22 protein-coding genes and 1 rRNA gene are annotated in these 23,768 nt (G+C 41.7%); 13 read left to right on the top strand and 10 right to left on the bottom strand.

Annotated features, from left to right (window positions below):
* Positions 1 to 133 precede the first annotated feature (133 nt).
* The gene (locus FIB07_08635) at positions 134 to 7,705 is read right to left on the bottom strand and encodes a hypothetical protein (protein ID NJD52917.1); all 7,572 of its coding nucleotides are present in this window, start codon (positions 7,703 to 7,705) and stop codon (positions 134 to 136) included.
* 283 nt (positions 7,706 to 7,988) lie between these two features.
* On the opposite strand from FIB07_08635, the gene FIB07_08630 reads away from it, so the two are divergent.
* A complete protein-coding gene (locus tag FIB07_08630) occupies positions 7,989 to 8,417 on the top strand; it encodes a peptidylprolyl isomerase (GenBank protein ID NJD52916.1) in 429 nt (142 codons plus the stop codon).
* Between the two features lie 80 nt (positions 8,418 to 8,497).
* Positions 8,498 to 9,055: an archaeoflavoprotein AfpA gene (gene afpA / locus FIB07_08625; protein NJD52915.1), complete on the top strand. Its 558-nt coding sequence runs from the start codon at positions 8,498 to 8,500 to the stop codon at positions 9,053 to 9,055.
* Positions 9,056 to 9,111: 56 nt separating this feature from the next.
* Here the strand turns inward: afpA and FIB07_08620 are convergent, their stop codons facing one another.
* The 5 genes from FIB07_08620 to aspS all read right to left on the bottom strand — a co-directional run bounded on the left by FIB07_08620 (position 9,112) and on the right by aspS (position 15,478).
* Complete coding sequence (locus FIB07_08620) at positions 9,112 to 9,495, bottom strand: type II toxin-antitoxin system VapC family toxin (GenBank protein ID NJD52914.1); 384 nt, start codon at positions 9,493 to 9,495, stop codon at positions 9,112 to 9,114.
* Positions 9,492 to 9,716 (bottom strand): antitoxin, encoded by a 225-nt coding sequence (locus FIB07_08615; protein ID NJD52913.1) that lies wholly within the window; start codon positions 9,714 to 9,716, stop codon positions 9,492 to 9,494. Before FIB07_08615 ends, FIB07_08620 begins: the two co-directional genes overlap by 4 nt.
* A 169-nt stretch (positions 9,717 to 9,885) precedes the next feature.
* Positions 9,886 to 13,398: a chromosome segregation protein SMC gene (gene smc, locus FIB07_08610; protein ID NJD52912.1), complete on the bottom strand. Its 3,513-nt coding sequence runs from the start codon at positions 13,396 to 13,398 to the stop codon at positions 9,886 to 9,888.
* Positions 13,398 to 14,084, bottom strand: a complete 687-nt coding sequence (locus FIB07_08605) for a hypothetical protein (protein ID NJD52911.1) — start codon at positions 14,082 to 14,084, stop codon at positions 13,398 to 13,400. Before FIB07_08605 ends, smc begins: the two co-directional genes overlap by 1 nt.
* 95 nt (positions 14,085 to 14,179) lie before the next feature.
* On the bottom strand, positions 14,180 to 15,478 hold the full coding sequence (gene aspS, locus FIB07_08600) for an aspartate--tRNA(Asn) ligase (GenBank protein ID NJD52910.1): 1,299 nt from the start codon (positions 15,476 to 15,478) through the stop codon (positions 14,180 to 14,182).
* A 555-nt stretch (positions 15,479 to 16,033) separates the two neighbouring features.
* Here aspS and FIB07_08595 point away from each other — a divergent pair.
* Both FIB07_08595 and FIB07_08590 read left to right on the top strand, forming a co-directional pair.
* Positions 16,034 to 16,255 (top strand): DUF4158 domain-containing protein, encoded by a 222-nt coding sequence (locus FIB07_08595; GenBank protein ID NJD52909.1) that lies wholly within the window; start codon positions 16,034 to 16,036, stop codon positions 16,253 to 16,255.
* A gap of 91 nt (positions 16,256 to 16,346) precedes the next feature.
* Positions 16,347 to 16,805 (top strand): hypothetical protein, encoded by a 459-nt coding sequence (locus tag FIB07_08590; GenBank protein NJD52908.1) that lies wholly within the window; start codon positions 16,347 to 16,349, stop codon positions 16,803 to 16,805.
* Here the strand turns inward: FIB07_08590 and FIB07_08585 are convergent.
* Positions 16,768 to 17,034, bottom strand: a complete 267-nt coding sequence (locus FIB07_08585) for a hypothetical protein (GenBank protein NJD52907.1) — start codon at positions 17,032 to 17,034, stop codon at positions 16,768 to 16,770. The two genes, FIB07_08590 and FIB07_08585, sit on opposite strands and share 38 nt — an antisense overlap.
* Before the next feature lie 881 nt (positions 17,035 to 17,915).
* Here FIB07_08585 and FIB07_08580 point away from each other — a divergent pair.
* From FIB07_08580 to FIB07_08570, 3 genes are read left to right on the top strand one after another with little or no spacing between them, the layout of a single operon-like run.
* Positions 17,916 to 18,143 (top strand): type II toxin-antitoxin system HicB family antitoxin, encoded by a 228-nt coding sequence (locus FIB07_08580; GenBank protein NJD52906.1) that lies wholly within the window; start codon positions 17,916 to 17,918, stop codon positions 18,141 to 18,143.
* Positions 18,140 to 18,373 carry a type II toxin-antitoxin system HicA family toxin gene (locus FIB07_08575; protein NJD52905.1) on the top strand — a complete coding sequence of 78 codons (234 nt, stop codon included), beginning with the start codon at positions 18,140 to 18,142 and terminating at the stop codon, positions 18,371 to 18,373. Before FIB07_08580 ends, FIB07_08575 begins: the two co-directional genes overlap by 4 nt.
* Positions 18,363 to 18,617, top strand: a complete 255-nt coding sequence (locus FIB07_08570) for a nucleotidyltransferase domain-containing protein (GenBank protein ID NJD52904.1) — start codon at positions 18,363 to 18,365, stop codon at positions 18,615 to 18,617. The genes FIB07_08575 and FIB07_08570 overlap by 11 nt, the downstream gene beginning before the upstream one ends.
* A 67-nt stretch (positions 18,618 to 18,684) precedes the next feature.
* On the opposite strand, the gene FIB07_08565 is transcribed toward FIB07_08570, so the two are convergent.
* Positions 18,685 to 19,317, bottom strand: a complete 633-nt coding sequence (locus FIB07_08565; GenBank protein NJD52903.1) for a class I SAM-dependent methyltransferase — start codon at positions 19,315 to 19,317, stop codon at positions 18,685 to 18,687.
* 174 nt (positions 19,318 to 19,491) lie between these two features.
* Here FIB07_08565 and FIB07_08560 point away from each other — a divergent pair, with 174 nt between their 5' ends.
* From FIB07_08560 to FIB07_08550, 3 genes are all read left to right on the top strand, one after another.
* Positions 19,492 to 19,743 carry a hypothetical protein gene (locus tag FIB07_08560; protein NJD52902.1) on the top strand — a complete coding sequence of 84 codons (252 nt, stop codon included), beginning with the start codon at positions 19,492 to 19,494 and terminating at the stop codon, positions 19,741 to 19,743.
* A 246-nt stretch (positions 19,744 to 19,989) separates the two neighbouring features.
* Complete coding sequence (locus FIB07_08555) at positions 19,990 to 20,298, top strand: ribbon-helix-helix protein, CopG family (protein NJD52901.1); 309 nt, start codon at positions 19,990 to 19,992, stop codon at positions 20,296 to 20,298.
* A gap of 1 nt (position 20,299) precedes the next feature.
* Entirely contained in the window at positions 20,300 to 20,782 is a 483-nt protein-coding gene (locus tag FIB07_08550; protein ID NJD52900.1) for a hypothetical protein, read from the top strand.
* Positions 20,783 to 21,249: 467 nt separating this feature from the next.
* Here FIB07_08550 and FIB07_08545 read toward each other — a convergent pair whose 3' ends face one another.
* Positions 21,250 to 21,711 (bottom strand): hypothetical protein, encoded by a 462-nt coding sequence (locus FIB07_08545; GenBank protein ID NJD52899.1) that lies wholly within the window; start codon positions 21,709 to 21,711, stop codon positions 21,250 to 21,252.
* Positions 21,712 to 21,794: 83 nt separating this feature from the next.
* On the opposite strand from FIB07_08545, the gene FIB07_08540 reads away from it, so the two are divergent.
* From FIB07_08540 to FIB07_08530, 3 genes are all read left to right on the top strand, one after another.
* Positions 21,795 to 21,992 carry a hypothetical protein gene (locus FIB07_08540; GenBank protein NJD52898.1) on the top strand — a complete coding sequence of 66 codons (198 nt, stop codon included), beginning with the start codon at positions 21,795 to 21,797 and terminating at the stop codon, positions 21,990 to 21,992.
* Positions 21,989 to 22,627 carry a hypothetical protein gene (locus tag FIB07_08535; GenBank protein NJD52897.1) on the top strand — a complete coding sequence of 213 codons (639 nt, stop codon included), beginning with the start codon at positions 21,989 to 21,991 and terminating at the stop codon, positions 22,625 to 22,627. The genes FIB07_08540 and FIB07_08535 overlap by 4 nt, the downstream gene beginning before the upstream one ends.
* A gap of 83 nt (positions 22,628 to 22,710) precedes the next feature.
* On the top strand, positions 22,711 to 23,373 hold the full coding sequence (locus FIB07_08530; protein NJD52896.1) for a YkgJ family cysteine cluster protein: 663 nt from the start codon (positions 22,711 to 22,713) through the stop codon (positions 23,371 to 23,373).
* 45 nt (positions 23,374 to 23,418) lie between these two features.
* Here FIB07_08530 and rrf read toward each other — a convergent pair.
* A 5S ribosomal RNA gene (gene rrf / locus FIB07_08525) occupies positions 23,419 to 23,540 on the bottom strand.
* Positions 23,541 to 23,768 lie beyond the last annotated feature (228 nt).

The raw sequence follows: 23,768 nt of genomic DNA, 5'->3' as shown, positions 1-23,768 counted from the left end.
TTTCGAAAGGTTCTTATTTACTTGAGATTCCGGGTTTTACAGGCTACGTTTCCATGAAATGAGCATTATGATGAACGATTCCTGATATTTATCTGTAGCCTATATAGGCTACAATGTTGATTTTGGATTTTTCTCATGCATCCGTAACTGTGCCGCTGATTGTTCCTGTCGGTTTTTTCTGGAGATATACCGGTAATGGAGTTGTGTTGCCCTGTGTAACAACCACACCCGTACTTGTATTGTCGTTGTGTGTGGGCTGTTTGCTAACTGTAACATTGTATGTTCCGGCTGGTACTGCAAATAAATAGCTACCGTTAATATCTGTTTTCTTGATATCTTCGCTATCTATCCATACATCTGCATTTACTACAGGCCCGTCTACGCTTGTTACTGTCACGTTGATATATCCCAGGGACTGGACAACTAGCGTTGCATTCTTTGGAGTGCTCCACTGTTTACCGATATCAACACCCCTGACAAATATAGTATGGTTACCGTCTGAGAGGTTGCCTGTATCAAGTGTTGCTATTACATTCTCCCAGTTTCCTCTGGTTGCATCATACAGGCCGTCTGCTGCTGACATAGGTATTCCTTTACCCCGGCCAGGATCAACATCGAGATAATATTCAGCTCCACCAACACGCGAAGCAGCACCATTTGCATCATTGATCATGGATGTTATTTCAACAGGAGTTCCTTTTGTGATGGTAAGTAAAATATTATTATTCAGATACACCGTATTTGTAGAACCTCCTGTACCTGCAAAGGTCCTGCTAACATTATGCCTTGCCAGGGTATCCAGGCTGCCTGAAATATCGGTGCCATGGCAATTTCCACCACCACATGTTGAATAATCGTCCATGGGCGTTCCTGTAAGGTTCGATGAATTATATTTTGATGCATATGTTGTGTGGCAGGCAATGCATGATACAGTTACCGGCATTCCAAGTGAACTATTATGCAGGTCAGATGCACTGCCATCTACATGGCACTCGTTACATGTACCTGCGCCCGTATGAGGTACGGTTACCTGCTTATTCACCACACCATAGCCGGTCTTATTCACAGCGCTGTTGTGGCAGTTATTGCATGCGGTATTGTAAGCTCCTGCGCTTGGTGTTATAAGGTCTGTTGTTGTACCGTAATGTGTAACATTTCCCATTGCTGTATTTACACTCGAATTCGGATTGGGAATATTCAAACTGTTGCTGTGGCAGTTCTCACAATTCATTGTGGTTACATTAATATTAGCACCGGGATAGTGCTCACTGACCATTGGTGAGGTAACATTCTGGTTCATGTGGCAGTCATTGCAGACTCGGACATTTACACCGGCCTGGACAGTATAATTTGAACCCATATCAGTGGTATCGTAATGGCATGTCGCGCAATCAGCATTCGTAATTCCACCATCGGTGTTGTTGATATTTCCATGCATGCCAAGGGATGCCGAATCGACTCTGGTATTATACTGACCGCCAGTATCATGGCAGGAGAGACAATTATCCATGGATATCGTTTGAACGCTTGCATTATGGAAATCCACCAAGGACAGGCTTGAGACTGTACTGTCTTTATGGCACTGGTCGCACTGGTCTGTCAGGGTTTCGATATGTATTCTCTTTGAACTTGTTGTGATGTTGACAGGGGAGCCCCAGCTTGAGTTATTGGTGTATGCACCATTATGGCAGTCGATACAATTCGAGGTATTGATCGGGCCATTGTGCTGGTACGGACTTGTTGATGTATTTGTTACGTCTTTTATGTAATGTGTTATTGCGCTGCCTGTACCGTTGGTTCCAGTGTTGGAGAAATACATGCCGCCGTTGCTATGGCATGTGGTACATGCTGCGAGGGTCAGAATCTGCTGTGCTTCCTGGTTATGTTCTGCTACTAATGGTGCACTGAAGTTTCCCGATCCTGTGTGGCAGTCTGTACATGTCTTTGCCGGATCGGTAGTGAAGGAATAGCTGTCCATGTTATTGTCTGTTGCGTTGGCGTGGCAGTTCTCACATGCCCTGTCTTTGTGGCTCCCGGATGCAATCACGCCAGAATCGATCTTCTTGTGTGCCATGATGGCTGTAGTCTTATGGCAGTCGAGGCATGTTACTGAGGAGACTGAGGGTTTCGAAATACTGACGTTATGGAAGTCGGCAGCAGAATTATGGCATGCATAGCAGTCTTCTCCTGGAGTATTTGCGATACTGTGCGGGAATGTGCCGCTATGGGCCGGATCTGTTGCATTGCCCCAGAGACTGGCGTTTGCTGGGTCCTTGTGGCAGTTAGTGCAGTCCGCTGTGGGGATCAGGCCGGTTCTTGTGCCATAGTGGCTAACACTTGCATTCTGGCTATATTTGTACTGGCTCACGCTGTTGTTATGGCAGCCTGAACAGTATGCTGCTGTGGTGATGTTCGCTCCACCCTGTTTATGGTTGCTTATGACCGTTGCATTGTAATTACCGCTTGTGTGGCAGTCTTCACATGATCTTGTCAGGACTCTGGTCATGTTTGTGCTGTTATAGTGACATGTTGTGCAATCGTTATTGTCCAGGTTGCCAGTGCCGTTCGTGAGGTTTACGTTCCTGTGATTTGTGAATGATGTGAGATCGATTGCAGGGTATGGTAAAGTATCGTTAGTGTGACACCCTATACAATTATCTCCCGCACTTCCTCCGGTTATCCCTGGGTCGTGTAGTTTAACAGACAATGACAAGTCTCCGTGGCATAGATAACAATTGGAATTCTGCGCAACGTTTTGTGAGGTATGGACATATTTTGAGCTTCCTGCCGGGTCAAAAGGTGTTCCCCAATCCTGTGAAGCATTGTTGAGAATATGGCACCACCTGCAGTCGTTGCTATGGTTATTGGCGGTCATCAGGTTAATGTTTGCATCGTTCAGGTAATGGGATGCTGCGGCCTCCCGGGGATTTGTGATCCCGAAGCCATCGTTCTCATTGATAACAGTAAGGCTATTGTTGTGGCACAGGGAACATCCTGTTCCTGTTGTTGGTACGAAAGGAGCGCCCTCTCTGTGTTCTGCGACCTGTGGTGCGCTGAAATTGGAGTTTGATTGAAGGTTATTGTGACAATCAGGACAATCCCTGGGGTTCTGGTATATTGTGGTATTGTGTGATGTGGCTGGCTGGTCGATTTCATTGGCAAAACCATTTGAGTTCAGGGTCCCGTGACATGCCCAGCATTTCCTGTTTGTGGCATTGCCTCCGGTAAACTGCGAGCGATTGTTCAGGCTGGCATGGGCGCCGTTGTTCATACTGGCAATATCAACGTCATGCTTTGCCGAACCGCCAATATTATGGCATGAAGTGCAGTTCACACCTCCTGACGTACCCGCGTCAAAACTATGCGAATAATTCAATGTTGTAGCCCCGTAAGGCCCGTTCAGGGCATGGCAGGTCCTGCAGTTGCTGTCATTGTAACCGCTGTTCAGGAAGTCACTGTGGTCTACCCATCCGCTTTTACCCGCATTATTGAAAGTGATGAGCGGCGGGATGGGATTCCACTGATCGCCTATGTAATTGGTATTAAACGACGCATTGTAATGGCAGTCCGCACACCAGCCCGTAGTATTCAGGTTACCATTCCTGATGTTGTTAGAGTTATTGAGAGCGTTTATCCTGCCAAGTGCGGTCGCATTGTGTTTTGTATTACTATGGCAATAATAACATGAATCTGATCCGGATGTCCAGAATATCCCCCATATTGTACCATTGGAAATATTTGAGCTGTGTTTCAACGTAGCCGGGATTATCGGGGCTGCTGTAAATCCCGGCAATTCCGCCTGGTGGCAGTCCGTACAGTTGGCTGCCTGGGTAATTGTTGTATCATATGTGCCAGTAGTCTGGATGAACTTTATAGGATGAATGGTATCGCTGCTGCTTGTGTTGATATGACAGTTGCTGCAGTCCTGTATATTGTTATGTTTCTGTTTGTCTGCATGGCAGTTCTGACAGAATGTGGTGTTGGGCAATGTCATATCTGGCTTTGCCAATGACGAATTGTGTATCCATCCTGTGTTGTGGCAGGTTGAGTTATAACAGGTCGGTGAGCTGGCATTTGTGTGGTTCTGGATGGATGTGTGTGCTTCATTTACCATTGCTCCTGAAAAGGCTGTGCTTGAGTTCTGGTGGCAGTAGCTACAGTTTGCTGATTTTCCCGAATCCCATATCCGAAGATCAGTTCTTTTCTTACCATAATGGGATGGGAATGAATAATTGGAATTATATATATCGTCCTCAGAATACGTCACCTTCATCTCTGTAATATTATGGCATACTATGCAGGATGATGAATTGTCAGTCGCCGCTGTTGCTGCCCTTATACTGGTACCGCCCTTAAAATGTTCACTCACGTTCGGCGCATTACTTACACTGGCGTAGGGCTTGTTCGTTGAATTATGGCATTCATAGCATTTGTATGGGTTATCGAACCTGCTTCCCTTACTGGTATTAGAAGGCTGGGTCCCGTTTGAATCATGGCATCCCCAGCATTTCTTGTTGGCTGCAGGCACCCACGATGTATTTGTGGCGTTCGTATTGAGATTGGCATGGACACCTGTGCTCATTGCAGTATTATTTATGTGATATCCTGATTCTGTTTTGCCAGTATCATGACAGCTTATGCAGTCCGGCCCGGCTCCCCTGGCCTGGCCAAGATCGACATTATGCATGAAAACTGTCATAGATGTACTATTTGCAAGGCGGCCATGGCATTCATAACATATATCATCTGAAAATGTGCTTGAATTGTTCCTGTCAGTAAACTCCCGCGCTTGATGGTCAATATAACCATTTCGATCTGACTTCCAGGTGGCATTTCCTGTGATCTCAGGAGGAACTACTCCAAAGGAGTCATTATAAGTTTTGACCATGTCATCAAATGTAGTATTCCCACTCCTGTATGTATCAACATGACATGACGCACACCAATAACTTGTGGAATTGATGGTACCGTTTATACTGTTTGTACCCATATGATCCAGATTCCTGCCAAGACCGTATGCATCATTGTATGACCTGCCGTGGCAGAACCTGCACGAGTTCTCATATTCAGACCAGAAGGGACGCGTCCCTGTCCTGTTCCATTTATTCCCGATAATGTTCTCAGAATGTCGTACCGGATCTGTGACTACTGGCGGATTCATCGAATAAGATACGTTATGCGTTATTGTTTCATTCACCTGGTGGCATCCCCCGCAGGTATCCCTATCATCATAAGGTCCAACATCATCAAGATGCATGGATGCTTTATCAAAATTCTTATGGCATTCATCACATGGTACTATCTCATTTACCGGATTTCCCTGTCTTCCCACGAGCGAATGCTCGACCTGTGTCTTATGGCAGTCCTTATAGCAGTTTCCTGCATAGTTCCCGCTTCCATTCTCTCCTCCTGTTCCAACATAGCCGGGAGTTCCCCTTATTACATCATCCTTTACAGGAGAAGTAATGTAATCCGTTATCCTGTGCTGCCTGTGATATGAACCATGGCAGAACTTACAATTTATCATCGCATTATGCCCGTCAACTGAAGGTATTGTGCCGTTTTTGTATGTATGACATTCACCGCATTGCGCAGGCACCGGATAGCCTGAGTTGTTGAACATATTTTCAAGAGGATCGCCTGGATTGTATCCTGGTATTGGCGCAGGGTTGACCGGAGTTGCTCCCCATAGAGAATTATGGCATGATTCGTCACCGCAATAAGTGGAATTCCCTGATGTATTTAATCGTGAGTGAGATGAGCTATTGCCGTATAGTATCCTGTCGGTAGCATCAGTATTCCCGGAAATTGGCCATGAACCTCCATTTGCTGTCTTTTCAACACCATGACAGTCCGGACAGGTGGGTTCTGCATCCACCCTGCTTGTTGAGCCCACCATGCCCTGATGGCATGCCCTGCCGCAATTGTTTGAAGCTTCGATATTGCTGCCATGCAGACCTTTTCCATCCTGGGAAGAACCTACGAATGTATCCATGAAAGTATATGCAAGCCAGGTGATATTCTCATCCGCCACACTATCATTATTAAAGTCCACATACGCACTGTATATTTGTCCGCTGTCGTATTTTCCCCAGATGACTTTTGCATCATCATTCCATGTTACCGATGTGCCACTCATTGCAGGGGACCCTTCCCATGCAGCAATGTATATTCCATCCTCACCTTCAACTTCTGTCATGGTCTTATTCGCATTTCTCGCGCCGGATGGCTGGGTTTTATTCTCCTGGAGCCATGCTTTCACATTCTTAAGACCCCGGACAGGCTTACCCTTTGAGTCAAGGATCATTGTTTTTATTTTGATCGTGGTCATGTCCCTGAAAAATGTATATACCTGGGGATTTGCCTGCATATAATAAACGCCATCTTTTTCACCGCTCGTCCATGTCCCATCATAACCGGTGTCCCCGCCTGCATCGTTTGCAGTTCCTGCTCTCGAATAACCAAAGTAGTAAACAGGATGGTTCATGTATGAAAATGAGGTATTCGGGCTTCCTGCAGGTTCAGTCACTACATAATCATTTATTGAGCTGTTCTTCATATTAATCCCGTCGCTTGCCGAGATCCAATATCTGATATGGTCTTCCATCAAATATCTGCTGATTATGCCCCGGTAAGTAAACATACCATTTTCCACCGGTATTGTTTGTATAGTACCGTTATTTACACTGTAATAAGTTGTAACTGAAGAGACATTCACATTATCAAAAACCTCTGCGCTTAATGTTACATTATCGATCGGGGTTGGGAAATTAGGGGTCTGTTTCCAGTTAAGTAAATCTGGAGGTGATTCATCCCCCTGGTTTCCCACAGCTTCGATATTGAATCCTGCTATCGCGGTTGTGTATCTTGACTTTCCGCCTGTTACTTTCCTGGATGACCATCTGCTGGTTATTTCAAAATAGTATTCTCCGTCTGAAGTTATTGAACTGGCAGGCAGGGTATAATTATATATACCGTTATCCAGGTATGTCATGGAACTGCTATTGACTACTGTACCGGCTGAATTTTTTATAGTTATGGTTGGCTGTTCCTGCTGGTTTTTTATGGGCGTCCGGGCATCCGAGTACAGGATAATGTATATATTCTGCTTCTGGTTGCGGTCCCATGAAGGACCAGATGAAGTGTTGAAAGGAACAATCTTCCAGATAGCTCCTTTTGATGCTTCTACCGTACCTGCAAACACCACATGCTGCTCTGAAATTATATTGGAATTCTGAGGAACGGAAAATTTTATGTTTATATAATTCTTATCGTTGGAAGGCATGTTGATGGTACCGCCGGTATATGAGCCGTCCCCATTACTCGTAGCGGTTCCGCTTGATATTGTGCCTCCTGTATTGACATTAACATAACTGTAGGAGACTGTGACACCACTTGATACAGGGATATCAGCCTGGTTATAAAGCCATATCTTTGGCCTGAATGAAGCCGAATAATTATATGGCAGATCAGTACCCTGGTCAAAAACTATCTTCCATTTATCCCCGGTTGAAGCCGGGGCTGCTGATGATGGATTAATGGCCAGCATAAGGGTTATTGATAAAAGGAATATCAATAATGCATAAAGATAAAATTTTGTATATATATTATTTATATTTATTCGATACGAGATTTTATATACTGATTTAGCTATCATACCTATCCTATCCTCTACTAATTTATTATCGGTCTTGCATGGGCTCATGCATGTTTTTGGATTTCCCCGTTGCTGGTCAATCCCCGTTTTCCTGATCTGGATAATCCCTGTCTGGTTAAATCCCGTTTTCTTAATCCGGATAATCTCTGTCTGGTTAAATCCCGTTTTCCCCGTTTTTCACGTAAGTTATTGATTATTATCAATATTCTTTTATTACTTAAATCTTTCGAAAAAACGTTATGCAGCTTTCCGGTAACCTTAAATTTTCCCGATATGCAGTCCCGGCAAAAAGCAATTATACCATGACCTCCACTAAGCTACAAGGATAAATATGGCAAACAGAACTGCAATCTTAGAGACCACGAAGGGAATTATAAAATTCGAACTTAAGGAATCAGAAGCACCGATCACTACAAAGAACTTCATAGATCTTGCCCAAAAAGGGTTCTATAACGGGCTTACGTTCCACAGGGTCATACGCGGTTTTATGATTCAGGGCGGGTGTCCTAAAGGAGATGGAACAGGCGGTCCGGGGTATATGATACGTGATGAATTTCATCCAAAATTAAAACACACAAAAGGTGCTGTATCTATGGCTAATGCAGGTCCGAATACCGGGGGGAGCCAGTTCTTTATCACAGAAGCACCACAACCCCACCTTGATGGGAAACATTCTGTGTTCGGACAGGTAACAGAAGGCCAGAACGTGGTCGAAAGCATCAAAAAAGGCGACAAGATCATAAAAGTCACAATACAATAACCTTAATTTCGCAGATGCCTGATGAACAAATCTGCGTTCATCTGCGTTCATCTGCGGTTCTTTAAATATTTATTATTTATATGACTATAAAAATCGCATGGGGAATAACAGGCTGCGGCGATTATCTCAAAGAAAGCTTCGATATAATGAAAGAGCTGACGCTTGAATATGACCTTGATGTCAGGGTGTTTCTTTCCCAGGCAGGCGAGATGGTCGTAAAATGGTACAAGCTCTTTAATGACTTAAAAACGAGTTTTCCCAGAACGTATTCTGAAAAATCCCCCAATGTCCCCTTCCTTGTGGGGGATTTGCAGCTCGGGAAGTATGATTTTATCATAATCACACCCTCCACTTCCAATACAGTGGCAAAAATCGCAGCAGGAATATCGGATACCCTGCTCTCAAACGCTGCTGCCCAGGCTATGAAAGCAAAAGTGCCTGTATATATTTTCCCGGCTGACCAGACTAAGGGGGATATTGTCACAGACCTGCCCGGAGGCAAGAAATTGACGCTTACGATGCGGGATATTGATCTTGATGCCGTGGAGAAACTGCGGAAAATGAGGGGGATAACTGTGCTCAGGAATCCGGATGAAATAAGAGAGATAGTGCAAAAACATATCGAGAGCAAGAAATAATTCCAAGCCAATAAATGAACCCGGGCAGGCGGCAGAAGACGCTTCGGGAAAAGGAACTACCATGACCTAAATCTAAGACCTGGTATGCGATTGAAATGATTAATATCCCGGGTCATAATCTCTTCATTATTTGCCATGACAATACCTGCTATAAGAACATCATAAGGGTCTATTGGCTTTCCCAGTTTCATTAATTTTGCCTGAATATTTCCTGCTTTCAAAGCAGCATTTTTATCAAATTCGAGTACAACTATGGATTTTAGTAAATAGTTGATTTTTGAAATATTTTCTTCCGGTCTTGCAGAACTATTTGCTCCATAATATAATTCAAATGCATTTATCGTTGTTGTTTTTGGATGCTCTATGGAATCCGCTATTTCTGAAGTGCCCGGCTTGTCTTTGAGTAAATCTATTAAAAAATTTGTATCCAGAACGGTCATAGTTTTACCTTGTTTAATTTTTTACTCTTCAGGTGCCTTATTTCAAGCGCTGCTCTTTCAAAATCTTCATCTTTTATGATACCTGCAAATTCGCTCAGTTTCTTCTTCCTGAAAGGTTGGGTAATGCGCTTAATAAGCTCAGTAAAGCTCTCCCCTTCTTTTTTGAGATCTGCCAGTGCCTCATAAGCTTCTTCTGAAATTGTAAGTGTTTTATGTGACATTGAAATTAAGTGTATTCTTACGTGTATTTATAATTTACGCCATCCAGGAACATATCGATCTCATCAAATGCGTAAAAAGGCGCTGTAATGTCTTCTCGGATGACTGGGTTTTTATTTTTTTAGCGAGTTCTCAATGAATGGTCCTGGCAACCTTATTAATTCTATAATATCAATTCAACTTGATCCCCGTTACACTCGATATGTTATTCTCCTGCATCGCAACCCCGATGGTGCGTTTGGCTGCCTCTATCATTGGTTTTCTCAGCGACACTACTATGAACTGCGCATTGCCTGCGGATTTCTGGATGCGCCTTGCCACCCTTTCAGCGTTTACGCCATCAAGGAACATATCAATCTCATCAAACGCATAAAAAGGCGCTGGCCTGTATTGCTGGATAGCAAAAAGCAGCGATAATGCAGTCAGGCTCTTCTCGCCGCCGGACATGGCTTCAAGGCGCTGTAATGTCTTTTCAGAGGGCTGGGCTTTTATTGTTAATCCGCCTGTGAATGGCTCATCAGGTTTTTCAAGGAATAACGAGCCTGTTCCCTCGGATAATTCTGCAAAGACCTGCTTGAATTGCTCATTGACACCATTAAAAGTCTCCATGAATGATTCTTTCTTGAGTTCCTCATATTTCTTAATGCGGATCAACAGTTCTTCCCTTTCATTGAACAGTATGTCACGTCTTGATTTAAGGTCTTTTTGCCTGTTCTCCACCTCGTTATACTCATCGATCGCCCTCATATTCACAGGTTCAAGTTTCTCCATCGCCCTTGTAAGCGCCTGTAATCTCTGGGTGATCGCTTCAGATGACGGTATCTCTTCATTTCGTTCTATTCCAAGCCCTGCAATTTCATTATCAAGCCTGATAATCTGCTCTGTCAATGCGTCTTTCGTGGAATATAATGCCTGCAAATTCCTGTCAATATCGATTTTCAGCCTTTCGGCATCCATTAGCCTGTCCTTCAAGGATAAGTGTTCTTTCTGTACCAGCGCCCTTTTATCCTGAAGCTCCAGGAGTTCCCCGCCCAATTCTTTTTCCCTTGATCTCTTAAGATCCAGGTCTGATTCAAAAGACTTGATGTTTTCCTTCAAGCCATTGACCTTCAAGCGGTGTTCTTCTTTCTTTGTATCAAGTTCCAGAAGCCTCTGACGGGTCTCATCGATCTTTGTCTGTGCATATTTACGCTCAAGTGTTACTGCATTGATCCCTGCTTCAATATCCCTGATCCTGCTCTCAAGCCTCTGGATCTCCTCTTCGACCTGTGTTGCCCTGTTGTTAAGTTCAGGAACCTCAGAACCTTTTAGCAACAATTCGATCTTACCAATTTCTTCAAGTATCGTATTGATCGCTGCATCTTTCTCTCGTTTCTGGCTTTCCACATTATCCATATCACTTTTGATCTTTATGCGGGCAGCTTCGATCTCCTTAAGTTCCCTGTTCCTCGTTTCGATCACTTCAGTTAAACGGGTGCCGCGTCCCTCGATTTCAGCTAATTGCATCTTTAACCTTGTGACCTCATTATCAAAACCAGCAGATTCTGACCTGATCCCTGAAAGATGTTCTTCCAGTGTTTCAAGTTTCTTTACAGCGGATTTTCGCCTGCCTTCGTATTCTGATATCTGCTCTGCGATTTTCTTGATATTGTCTTCTTCACCGCTTGCAAACGAGAGCCTTGATTTTATCGAACCGCCTGTCATTGCCCCGCCTTTTTCCAGGAGTTCACCATCAAGAGTCACCAACCGCTTATTTCCCATAAGCCGCCTTGCAGTCGTGAGATTTTCCGAAACAAGGGTATCCCGGAATACATACCAGAACGCGGGGTCAAACTTTGCATCATAATTCACGAGGTTGATAGCATAATCGATAATGCCTTCTTTTTCTGTTTTTGACATTTTTTGCGCTACTTCCATCTTGTTAAGGGGAAGGAATGTCACCCTGCCAAGGCGCCGTTCTTTCAGGTAATTGATCGCCCGGGCGGCATCTTCATCAGAATCAACCACAACGGATTGTAAACGCGCGCCTGCTGCTATCTCAAGGGCAACAGAATATTTCTTATCCACTTTGCCAAGTTCTGCTATTGTGCCATAAATACCCGGCAATTCCCTGTTCTTCCGGGCGCTCAGGATTGCATCAACAGGCCCGCTGTAACTGATCTCAGCAGCAGCCCTGATCCTTGCCTCTGATTTTGCATACTCCTGGTGGAACGTCCTGAGGGTATTTTCAATGTCTGAAATCACACTTTTTATCTGCACCCTGTTTTTCTCAAGATCGATCAGGTCGCGCGAAAGCTCGCGTTTCTTGCCACTTATTTCTTCGATTCCCGCCTTTGCATTTGTAGCATCAAGACCAGCAGACTTCATCTTGGATACGGCATCCTCAATCTCAAGCTCCCTGTCCCTGCTTTCTGATGACTTCCTGCGCGCAGAATCAAGCAGGCGGTCTTCTTCCCGCATCAGTTCATTTTTTTCATTCTTCAGGGTCTCAAGACCAAGTTTTGCGGCTGTTAGCCTGTCGCGGATCTCAACAAACTTTGCATCAACTTCCGATATCTTGCTCTTTAAAATAAGAAGTTGTGTATTTTTATTGCTGATTTCTCCTTTAATGGTTTCATTGCGCTGGGTCTCTTCTTTCAGTCTGGCATCAAATTCCTTTATATTACCCTGGACAACATCTACATCAAGGAAAGCTTTCCTTTTCCGGGAGTCGATATCATTTATCTCATTTTCCGCAAGTTCGATCGCGCTCATGCAGCGGGATATTTCACCCCTTATTGTTTCGATCTCTTTCCTGAGGGTTATCTGTTCGTTCTCGCCTTTCTGGACTATTAGAGAATTTAATGTTGAAAGATTTTCTTCGATATCAAGAAGCTCCTTTTTGCGATCTTCAATCTGTTTTATGACATCTATTTTTTTTGTCTCTTTATCCTGCAATTCCCCGCCAAGTCTTTCCAGTTCCTTTTTCGCATCTTTTTGCCTTGCAAGAAGAATATAACCTTCATATTTTCTTTTTTCATCACGAAGCGACTGGTATTTTAAAGCCTGGTCGCGTTCCTGCCTTAGTTTACTCATCTGGTCATCGACTTCAGCAAGAATGATGTCCACCCGTTCAATTCTCTCACGGACGATATCCAGTTCATTCAGAGCCTGGTCTTTTTTCTCATCGAACTCAGCAACGCCTGCTATCTCATCTATGATTTTTCGCCGCTCAGTCTGGGTCATTTCGATTATAGCTGTGACATCTCCCTGCATGACCACATTATAACATTCCGGCGTTATCTTTGCTTTTGAAAGGTAATTATGGATATCATTTAAGCTTACTGCTTTTTCATTGAAATAATAATAACTGTAATAACCTGATTCCGTGCGTCTAATCTTGCGGGTTATTTCGATAATGTCTGAATCCACAGGCATTTCCCTGTCGGTATTGTCAAAACGGATAGTGACCTGGGCAAAATCCCTTTTTACTTTTGTATCACCATTAAATATAAGATCTGTAAGTTTCTCAGCCCGCAAAACCCTGGAATTTGAGAGGCCAAGACAGAACAGGATACTATCGACTATATTTGATTTACCACTTCCGTTCGGGCCGGAAATGGTCGTGAAATCATCAAAGAAAGGTATTTTTACTTTTTTTCCAAAGGATTTGAAATTTTGAAGCTCTATCTCTTTGATATGCACTATTTACCTCTTCTCAAGGTCTCGCTTATTTCCACTCCTTCCATTATCTTTTCACTTTTCTTTGATGCCGGTTTCTTAAATTGTTCTTTCTGCTGTTCTCTTGCCTTTTCATCAGCATCAATTGGCTTTTCGTCAGCTTCAATTATTGGTGCTTGTTTTCTTTTTTCCCTGGGAACATAATTATCTGCTATGATATATTGGGTCTTTGGCCTTTCCTTTTCAGCAGGCTTTGCCTCTTCTTTACGTTTTGTTTCTTCTTTTGGCCTGGCCTCCTGTCTTACCCTTACCTCCGGTTTGGGAGGTCTTAATTCCTGGATTATTGATTTCTGGTCAAGAAGCTCTTTCATGACACCATCATAAGCGCTATTAAGCTCGATGAGCCTGCGTTCCATTCGTTCCATACGGGTCTCATAGTTACGCAGTGTGCTTGTTTCAGTGCTTTTTTTCTCCATGACCGAATCCCGCAGGGATTTATTCATCTGGATTATCTCATTGATCTTTTCGCCAAATTTTGTCCTCAGGTCTTCAAGTGTCGATTCCCGGAGCTTTATTTTATCAGTAAAACGTTTTTCCATTTCAATGACAATGGACTCCCGCAATGCTTCCTGCATTTGTGTGAACTCTTTATCCCTGGCAGCCAGTTTTTGTTCAAGCCTCTCTATTATGATATCCCTTTCAGTGCTCATCTTAATCCCTCTTTCTCTTAACGGTCAAAATGGTCAAATAGTTTTTGGTAAATCTTGACTCTTCGCATTATAAACATACTTTTAAGTTAAATAATTTATGGAGATAAACGCCTTCTGTCCCGCGGGAATAATACGACTTCGCGTATATTTTCAATCCCCAGCATTGTCATTAGCAGGCGTTCTGCCCCGACTCCCCAGCCGGAATGGGGCGGCATGCCGTATTTGAAAGCCTTGAGGTAGAAATCAAAACCATCGGCATTAAGTCCCTGGGCAGTAATCCGTTCACGTAATAATCCAGGATCATGAACGCGCTGCGCCCCTGAGGATAACTCCATGCGCGGATGCATCATATCAAATGCCCTGCATAATTCGGGTTTATCTTCATACGGCAAAGCATAGAATGGTTTGATCTTAGAAGGCCAGTCAGTGATGAAATAATGCTCACCGATCGTTTTTCCTATTGAGTGTTCGGATTCAGTGGAAAGGTCGTCGCCCCATTCGATCTGTTCGCCATTGTCTTTTGCGATCTTAACGGCTTCAGTATAGGTTATCCGTTTAAAAGGAAGCTGCGGTATTTTTATTTCAACTCCCAGGTTTTTCAAATAGACCTGGCCATTTTCCGCAATGTATTTGTAAACATAATTTACGAGGTTCTCAAGTATCACCATTACATCTTCGTTGTCAACAAAACTTGCTTCAATATCAATAGATGTAGCTTCATTCAGGTGTTTTCTTGTATCATGTTCCTCTGCCCGGAAAATCGGGCCTATCTCATAAACGCGGTCAAGTCCTCCAGACATCATAAGCTGCTTGAATAATTGCGGGCTCTGGTTAAGGAATGCCTCGCGTTCAAAATAAGTGATCGGGAAAAGCGCTGTTCCTCCTTCAGTGGCTGTAGCTACTACTTTTGGGGTTGTGATCTCCACAAAACCTTCCCTGTCAAGATATTCGCGGATACTTTTCAGAAGAAGGTTGCGAAGGCGGAATATAGATGTTGTCCTGAGGCGGCGCACGTCCATAAAGCGCACATCCAGGCGGGTATCAAGATCTGCCTCCACTTTGCCTGTAGTATCCATAGGCAGCGGTGATTCGGCTTTTCCAAGTACAGTAACGGCTGTCGGGACTATTTCATAGCCATTTGGCGCTTTTGCCTCTTTCTTGACAGTTCCAGTAACACAAACGACCGATTCGCGGCTTATGCCTTTAACGATCTCAAGCACATCCTTATCAATAGCTTTCTTAAAAAGCGTGACCTGTATAAGTCCTTCCCTGTCCCTCACAACAAGGAACATAATCCCGCCAAGATCGCGTATCTCATGCGCCCATCCGCAAACGGTGACTGTGTTTGCGTTCATTTCCGGGGTTATCTGGTTTGAGTAATGAGTTCTTATCATTGGTATCAGGGGGCTTTAATGAGCAGGAGGATTATTAATATATCGGGAAGTGAGGCGAAGAAGTGCCTGGAGAGAGTAATCTGATGTTAATATCTGGTAATAAAACAGACGAAATTCTTATTACTTATAAAAATCCAGAGAGTATAAATATAAATTATATATTATTCATAGGTTTTTAAATATGTAACTTATTTTCATAGACGAAGTATTTGAAAATCCCTTCTTCCGCGGAATGGGTTCATTGTAAAAGAATAAAGAAAGTATTTTGCATCTAATTTAGCCTTATATGCAGTTAGTTATGAAAATGTTGTTGAGTAATTTATGGATCTAAAAATATAGATATTAAGAGTACCACTACGATTCGTCTGTAAAGTGTCCATAAGACAGTAATTAAATAATTATCATATGATATTATTATTGAGCTTGTATTCACCAAGCAATAAATTGCAGCTAAGCTTAGCGATCTTCCCTATTTTTGTTCTGTCTTGAGTGATTTCCGCCTCAAACTCGTAACCACTGCTTTTTTTAATGGGTTTGGTACTACACGACTTTCCTATGAACAAACCACGTTTTACACAGGAACAGTTAGCTCAAGTTGCAAAATTGTCTGATAGTGATATCAAAAGGGTCAATGAAAATAGAGGAATGCAGAACAAACTGGGATTTGCTTATCAAGTTGGTATTGATATTATGCTGCTTTCTCACATTAGTCCAATTGCATGGAGTAATGTTATTTTATATGAGGAATATAAGCTCAATAAAGATATGGTGAGATAATTATTTAATTAATGTCTTATTGGTACTTTACGGACGAATCGTGGCGATACCCTTACAAAGATTTATTACTCTAAATGTTAATTAAATTGTTATGAAGGATTTTGAAGATGCTTTGCTAATAGTTGCTTGTAAAAATTTGGAAAGTGAGGCTAATCGCTTCAAGGATATTGATACTAAGGTCCTAGGAATAATAACAATTACTGGCATTTTGATCACTTTCCTTATGAAATCGGCAGATTCTGGAAAAATAAGTACAATTATTTTTTTATTGACCGCTCTTTCTTTTTTGGTCACTATTTTATTTTGCGTTTTTACAATAAAAACGAGATATACCGAAGCAGTTTCAACCAGTAATTTAGTTAATGATATAAAAAATAGGGAAAAAGAACACCAGTTAAAAGGTATAATTGATACTATAGCAGTATCGGAAAATACCTTAAGGATGGCTGCAAACTCCAAAGCAAAAGATCTCAGACATGCAATATATGCATTAGGCTTTAGTGTATTTTTACTTATTCTCTATTCACTTTCTGTCTTCTTCCATTTCTGAGTTCTTTTTCATTCTCTGACTCAAGAGCTGTATGATTTAGTGCTTTATGCTCCTGCAGTTGTACAGTCTGAATAGGCACCCACTTATTATGCTCTATTTTTTCTGTAGGGGTGGGTTTGCCCCAACCATCATCCTTTTTCTCACAAGGTTTTTGATTATCAGTTGGATCATTATTTTTCTTGGGTTCAGATTTTTGTTTTTTACTTTCTCTTATATTTTTAGCCATCATTATTTCTCTCCTAGTACGTAAGAATTTACATTATTACAACCATTCTATTATTGAAATCAATAATGGTTCAATCCTAAAACATGTGAATAAATTACTATTTGGGTTTAAATGTTTCTATGTTGCTTATACTTGAACGGCACAATCCAAAAATCTAAACCTTCCCCTAAGAAAATAATCGTTCATAGCTCATTTATGGAACCATTATAGACAATATAAGAGAGAGTTGATAATCTCGTCTTTAGGCTATTGTTTTCTTGTAAATGCCTGTTAAAAACTGCGTATAAATCAGCGATTCTTTTGGTTTTTATCATACCCTTTCAGAAAATAGCGGCACGCTCATCCCTTGTTCTGAAACAAAGTATATACATACGGCCTCGGCTTACCCGAAGGCATATAATAAGTATAATCAAAATATTCAAGCAGCCTAAAATCCTCTCCCAGGAATTCTGCAAGCATATTCTGGTCATAATTTTAACATCCAAGCCGCTGCATTTTTTTGCTCCCGTTAATGAAAATGCGGCGATAATAACCGCCTTTTTCAATCACCTTTTTAAGGGTAGATAATACATTTGCTGCTGGTCTTCTTCCAATAAGAAATGTAAAACTGCCCTGTCATGCCACACCGCAGGCCGGTAAGAATACCTTACTTTAAGGGAAATCTTTTGGGTGACATACTTTTATCCCACCCTTTCCTTTTATTCTCATTAAGAAATCTTTATCATCCATACATATGAGGATCGCATTATGTTTTAGCGTAGTTTCAAGATAAAGCGGAAATGATCATCGCATATTTATCATATGGAAACCATTTGCATCAATGAAAATTGGTTCATCTCGAATCATATTTAAATACCAATCGCATAAGTACTCCTTAGATTGACATGAAACATAAATTGTTAAACTTCAGTGTGATCATCGAACAAGATGAGGATGGCATGTATATTGTAAAAGCACCCGACATCAGAGGTTGTTATACGCAGGGTAAGACCATAGACCAGGCTATGGAGCGCATTAAAGAAGCGATACAGGTTTGCATTGAAGCCGACAGGGAAGAAGAAATTACACCATTAAAATTCATTGGAGTGGCGCAGTTAGAGGTCAAAGTATGACAAGGCTCCTTCCCGTTTCTGGAAAGGAGATGTGTAAAATTCTAGAAAAGCTCGGTTTTAAGAAAATCCATCAGGTGGGAAGCCATGTCAGATATGTTCATTCCGATGGCAGGAGAACTGTAGTATCGGTTCATGGAAACGAAGAACTTAGTATTGGGCTTATCAAAGAAATAATGAGACAGGTTGAATTATCAAGAGAAGATTACGAGAAATTGAGGAATGAAATATGAACTCTTTGGTTCTCGCGCAAGTGGAACAGCAAAGAAATATTCAGACTTTGATGTTCTTATTATTGCAGATGAACTTCCCCAGGACTGGCGCAAAAGGGATGTGATCATTCTTGATCTTGACAGACACGGGATTTTTGATCTCCTTATTTATACAGGTGAAAAACTGGTAAATGCCATGGGTGTGGCAAATTCTGTTATTATGAATATCTTTTATCGACATCATAAAATACTATTCGGCAAATGATTCAAATACCGGAAAGCGCGATTGTATTCCGATGAAATAGAACAATATTATATATTCCGATTAGGAATTAACACCTGTTCTGGAATAAAGCATATACATACGGCCTCGGCTTACCCGAAGGCATATAATAAGTATAATCAAAATATTCAAGCAACCTGAAATCCTCTCCCAGGAATTTCGCAAGCATATCCTGGTCATAATTCTTAACATCCAGACCGCTGCATTTTTTTGCCCCCTTTAATGAAAAAGCAGCGATAATAACATAACCGCCTTTTTTGATCACTTTTTTCAGTGTGGATAAATATGTTTGCTGCTGGTCTTCTTCTAATAAGAAATGTAAAACCGCCCTGTCGTGCCACACCGCAACATCTCTTAAATTCTGGATATGGATTGGCCGGGTAATATCATCCACGATCCATTTCACTAAGGAGGCTTTTTCTTTACCCAATCGTTCTTTCAGCTTGTCCAGAGCTATTTCACTGATATCAGCAGCAATGATATTTTTAAATCCCTGGTCAACAAGATAATCAATAAATGTTGATGCGCCTGTTCCCACATCTAATATAGGTTCATCTTTATTAATATTGCATCTGGATAGTAATTTTATAGACGGTTCAGGAATTTCTTCATACCAGGTTAGCTCATCCGGATCCAATGCCTCATAAATTTCATTCCAGTGTTCTTTAATTGAGGTGTTCATCTTTATTCCCCCGCGTATTTAGCGGAAAGTATCATTCTTAATACAATTATATCACGAATAAATAACTGTTTTGAAAAAATAGATTTGAGTTACTTTTATAAGGTATCAGAATTAAGTATTAATCATAAGAGGGAAGTGGTTAACCATCAACCGAAATTGGGAGGTATATTGAATATGAATGGGAATGAAAATCTGGAAACTCCACCCGGACTCACATCAAGAGTCGTTGTATCAATAATAGTTTTCTTTGGCTTGTTGATTTTTGCAATAATTTATGTTGCATTTTTCGCTTCATCCTTCAGCCTTTTTCAGCAGATTGCTGTTATTCTGATTGCCTTACTCGTGGCGACAGTGATTCTCGGAGTTATGTGGACTTCCTGGGGCTTTAAGTATGACAAAGACTGGAAAGAAAAAGGCTGTAAATAATGGCATTGGAATTTGAAATATGCACGTTTTAGGTTCCCTGCTGTCCCAGCCCAGCGCTTTATGATCGCGGTCACATTCCCGGTTGACAGTGGGCGATTCGATTTCTGCGCACCCAAGAAACCGTCTGCGAAATAAAGGAACATCTTTCGGTTTAATAAATATAATCAAAATATTCAAGCAGGCTAAAATCTACACCTAAATACCCAAAACGAAAAAATTAATTACACATAATTACAATGTACAATCATGGAAAGTGTACAGATACGAATCGATGAAAAAAACATGAAGGATTTGAATGAACTTGCGCAAATGCTCAGTTCATCAAGATCTGAAGTTATACGAAGGATAATAGACGGGGGTATCAAAGAATTGCGTATGAAAATTGCTATGGAGAAATACATTGATGAAGAATTTTCATTATGCAGAGCAGCAGAATTTTCCAATGTATCTATACAGCAGATGGCAAAATACCTGGCCCAAAGAGGTATTCCCTTTTTTAAGCAAACTGTAGAAGAGAGCGAAAGGGATGTAATAGAGGCAAAAAACTGGCTATAAAATGCGTGTACTCATTGATTCATCCACCCTCATCGCTCTGGCAAAGATAGGCAAACTCAACATACTTGAGATTATTTTCAAAGAGATATATATCACTACAGTAATTAAGGAAGAAATTCTCAGGGAAGATTTTCCGGAGACGGAAGTTTTTAAAGATGCTATTAATCGCTGGATCAATATTATTGATTACAAAGGGAAGCCAAAAGAGTTTAGAAAATATGGGCTGGATGTGGGGGAAGCAAGTCTATTCCTTGCAGCGCAAGCTAATGATCGGCTTATTCTTGATGAAGCAAATGCGAGAAGGTTTGCTGAATCAAAAGGATTAAAGTTCACCGGTTTACTTGGACTTATTGTTGCTGCCGCAGGAACTAAGAAAATAACAAGGGAGCTCGCTTTAGAGACAATCAGTAAACTATCTTCGGGAGACTTTAGAATGAGCCTGGAACTTTATCTTTGGGCACGAGAAAAAATCGAACGCTTCTGAATTGTAGTATAAACAGAAAACCGATGAGTATGGAGATATAAGATACACATTGTGGGGATGGAACCAGGAAAGCAGAAACATCCAGATTGCTTTCATAGTTTCCACAACAGTGGATGGAAGAGAGATAGTAATAACCGGTCTTACCGGCTCACGCTGTCCGGTGTGCAAAGAGGAATAACTGGATGCCGATTCAAGCGAAAAATCCCTTGAGATCGCAAATAAATTCCGCAGACCGGCGATTTCAAACATAAGGTCACCGTAAGCGGAGGAAGGCGTATGATAGGGATACCTGAGGAGATTGACCGAGCCATGGGGAAAAAGAAAATGTAGACCTCTGGCTTGAGGGTGATAAGATCGTCAGTGATTTTCTATATTTTTTTCGAGGATTGATATCACTTTCTGTAAATGAATTTGTGATAAAAGAGATACGTAGAACTTTAAAAGATCAGCAGTATGTTTCTCTTATTTTACCTTCTTTTTCCAGATAGATATATTACCGATAGGACGACCATTATAGCCATTACTAATCCAAATCCAGATGATGACTTAGTAGTCGATACTGGAATTTCATCTGAAATTTCCGTTGTATTTGTTTCGTCTTCATTTGCTTCGTCTATGTCTGTGATATTGTTCACCAGATTTGTGGCTGCCGGGGTCGGTGTGATAACCGGGCTTTGGTTTGTGGTTGGTGCTCCAATAACTCTCAGGGCTGCACCGGGATCATTAGCATGGTTCGGCTGGTTCTCAAATAATATTCCGTAAGCGGTACGTGGTCCGTCGCTTGCGCCATTAAGATGGCAAGTATTACATGAGCCATTGCCATACACTTCACTGAGATTTGTAACATACTGAGATAGTGCAAAAGTCTCAGGTATTCCTACAAGAATTATCAATGTTAACAGAAATAATAGTGCTACTTTTAAATTCATATATTATATCACCACAAAACCCTTTGGTATGGATTATTCTATTTGAATGTTACGATTTAATTTCGGATTTCAAAACTTCATAAATGATATTGGTCTCTACTACTTTATCAGCTCTGGATGCCATTGCATTCATAAAAGCCGCAACATCACCTCCTGCCCTATCAGGCTTTGCTCCTTTTACGATTTCAGGAAGTTTAAGCCGGATTTCAAAAATGCAGGATATGGCCCTCCCTGAAAAACGCAGCCATTATTATTCCAGGCGCAGTAGTGCATCAATATGATGAAATTTCGCTCTCTTCTTTCGCCTTCAGACCGTCATTCTGAGATACTTTTCGGGCTAATCATGGTGCTGACAATAATAGGAACGGTAGAGCTCGCAACAGGTTCCAGAATGGCAATTATCAGTGCCGGGATAGGCGCATGCATTGCATGGGGGCTTGTGGACGGTATAATTTATGTATACGGCAGCCTCCTTGAGAGAGGCAGGATTGCGCTGGCTGCACAGGAAGCTTCCACATGCACAGGGGAAGGATGCGATCTCAGAAAGGTAAAAGAAGAGCTTGAAGGCACGATCGTGGATACCCTGAGTGAACGCGAAAGACATGAAGTAGCACAACACATTCTGATTCGCCTTAAGCCAGTCGAGAATCATACGCATGCGACAAAGGAGGATATTCTCGGGGGGATCGCCGCTGGCACACTTGTTTTCATTTCAGGGATACCTCCCCTTTTACCGTTTTTGTTTCTTGATGACACCTGGGCATTAAGACTTTCCCGCATTATTGGTTTTATCATGCTATTTGCCATCGGCTACAGGTGGGGAGGCTATGTGGGGAGAAGCAGGTTTCAGACTGGTGTTATTATGCTGGCTGTCGGCATTGCAATTACAGCCGTTGTCATAGCCCTTGGAGGATAAAATAGTGATATATAATTTATTAAATAAATCAGAAGTCCTATTGAGGCCATAGCATTAATATTCCTCTTCTCTAATGTCTATCCATGGATATTATTTCTCTGCGCAGAAGGATAGATCGCCTTGTCCATACGCCCTCCTCATCGCTTATCCCTGAAATTGAGAAATCCGGTTTTGCCTGCGCCTGCTGTGGATGGTGCTGTTGCAGGAATTTCAATATCAGGATTACTGAGAATATTCTACGCCCTTCCAATGCGATATCGATCTTTCCGAGCGATATAAGGCGCATAATCAAAATGACCGGGTGCAAATGGGATGAAGTGGCAGAACCGGATATATATTCATGTGTTTTAGAGAAGGAGAATGTTGTGGTGGGATGGATTCTTAAGCGCAGAAAAGATAATGGGAATAGTTGCGTATTTTACAGGAATGGCCTGTGCACTATATACAGTTGTCGTCCATTGATATGTAGATGTTATCCTTTTTTTATGGGTGAGAGCGGAATTGAAATTATGTATTGCAATAATTTAAAGGAAATAACGGTACATGAAAATGCCTTGAAAATTAGCAGGGCTCTAAAGCATTATGAGATTGAGAAACTTCGTAGCTATATCCGAATAATAAAACAAATAGGGGATAAGTTAAAGTTAAATATTGACAGTATGAAGTCGCTGCCTGATAATTTTTCTGGTAATGTAATTGTTTTTGATGGTGAAAATATTACAAAATGTAGAATATCAATATTTTAATACTATATTATATAATTTTTTAAAAAATTTAATTGAAATAAGTGAGCATAGCGACTTTTTACAGTTCCCGAGAGTTCGCACATCTTAGTACAGTGTAAAACGTTGACAGGCTTAACTTCTGTGTTCGGAATGGGTACAGGTGTTTCCCCGCCGCTTTGGCCGCTATACTCGCTTATGACGGTAAAGACCCCGGGCTTAAGTCCGGGGACTGATTAAGACCATGTATAAAATGCGCAATCCTGGATATCGCCCGAATGCAGTGAAGCAAAATCTAGCCTGGACGTTAGTAGTCGACGGGCTGAACACCTCGTCACCTTGGTGCTTACACCCCGACTCTATCAAACTCGTCTTTTACGAGAGTCCTTAAGAGGTCTCTTTTTAGGTGAGGTTTCAAG

The organism is Candidatus Methanoperedens sp. (genome assembly GCA_012026795.1).
In the GTDB taxonomy this organism is placed as follows: Archaea; Halobacteriota; Methanosarcinia; order Methanosarcinales; family Methanoperedenaceae; genus Methanoperedens.
The sequence above is the reverse complement of the archived record's forward strand: the minus strand, read 5'-3'. Positions and strand labels throughout refer to the sequence as shown.

Bases quoted from the DNA above. Each gene is read 5' to 3' on its own strand.
- FIB07_08635 (NJD52917.1), bottom strand. From the start codon at position 7,705: ATGAGCCCATGCAAGACCGATAATAAATTAGTAGAGGATAGGATAGGT.
- FIB07_08630 (NJD52916.1), top strand. From the start codon at position 7,989: ATGGCAAACAGAACTGCAATCTTAGAGACCACGAAGGGAATTATAAAA.
- afpA (NJD52915.1), top strand. From the start codon at position 8,498: ATGACTATAAAAATCGCATGGGGAATAACAGGCTGCGGCGATTATCTC.
- FIB07_08620 (NJD52914.1), bottom strand. From the start codon at position 9,495: ATGACCGTTCTGGATACAAATTTTTTAATAGATTTACTCAAAGACAAG.
- FIB07_08615 (NJD52913.1), bottom strand. From the start codon at position 9,716: ATGTCACATAAAACACTTACAATTTCAGAAGAAGCTTATGAGGCACTG.
- FIB07_08605 (NJD52911.1), bottom strand. From the start codon at position 14,084: ATGAGCACTGAAAGGGATATCATAATAGAGAGGCTTGAACAAAAACTG.
- aspS (NJD52910.1), bottom strand. From the start codon at position 15,478: ATGATAAGAACTCATTACTCAAACCAGATAACCCCGGAAATGAACGCA.
- FIB07_08595 (NJD52909.1), top strand. From the start codon at position 16,034: ATGAACAAACCACGTTTTACACAGGAACAGTTAGCTCAAGTTGCAAAA.
- FIB07_08590 (NJD52908.1), top strand. From the start codon at position 16,347: ATGAAGGATTTTGAAGATGCTTTGCTAATAGTTGCTTGTAAAAATTTG.
- FIB07_08585 (NJD52907.1), bottom strand. From the start codon at position 17,034: ATGATGGCTAAAAATATAAGAGAAAGTAAAAAACAAAAATCTGAACCC.
- FIB07_08580 (NJD52906.1), top strand. From the start codon at position 17,916: ATGAAACATAAATTGTTAAACTTCAGTGTGATCATCGAACAAGATGAG.
- FIB07_08575 (NJD52905.1), top strand. From the start codon at position 18,140: ATGACAAGGCTCCTTCCCGTTTCTGGAAAGGAGATGTGTAAAATTCTA.
- FIB07_08570 (NJD52904.1), top strand. From the start codon at position 18,363: ATGAAATATGAACTCTTTGGTTCTCGCGCAAGTGGAACAGCAAAGAAA.
- FIB07_08565 (NJD52903.1), bottom strand. From the start codon at position 19,317: ATGAACACCTCAATTAAAGAACACTGGAATGAAATTTATGAGGCATTG.
- FIB07_08560 (NJD52902.1), top strand. From the start codon at position 19,492: ATGAATGGGAATGAAAATCTGGAAACTCCACCCGGACTCACATCAAGA.
- FIB07_08555 (NJD52901.1), top strand. From the start codon at position 19,990: ATGGAAAGTGTACAGATACGAATCGATGAAAAAAACATGAAGGATTTG.
- FIB07_08550 (NJD52900.1), top strand. From the start codon at position 20,300: ATGCGTGTACTCATTGATTCATCCACCCTCATCGCTCTGGCAAAGATA.
- FIB07_08545 (NJD52899.1), bottom strand. From the start codon at position 21,711: ATGAATTTAAAAGTAGCACTATTATTTCTGTTAACATTGATAATTCTT.
- FIB07_08540 (NJD52898.1), top strand. From the start codon at position 21,795: ATGATATTGGTCTCTACTACTTTATCAGCTCTGGATGCCATTGCATTC.
- FIB07_08535 (NJD52897.1), top strand. From the start codon at position 21,989: ATGATGAAATTTCGCTCTCTTCTTTCGCCTTCAGACCGTCATTCTGAG.
- FIB07_08530 (NJD52896.1), top strand. From the start codon at position 22,711: ATGGATATTATTTCTCTGCGCAGAAGGATAGATCGCCTTGTCCATACG.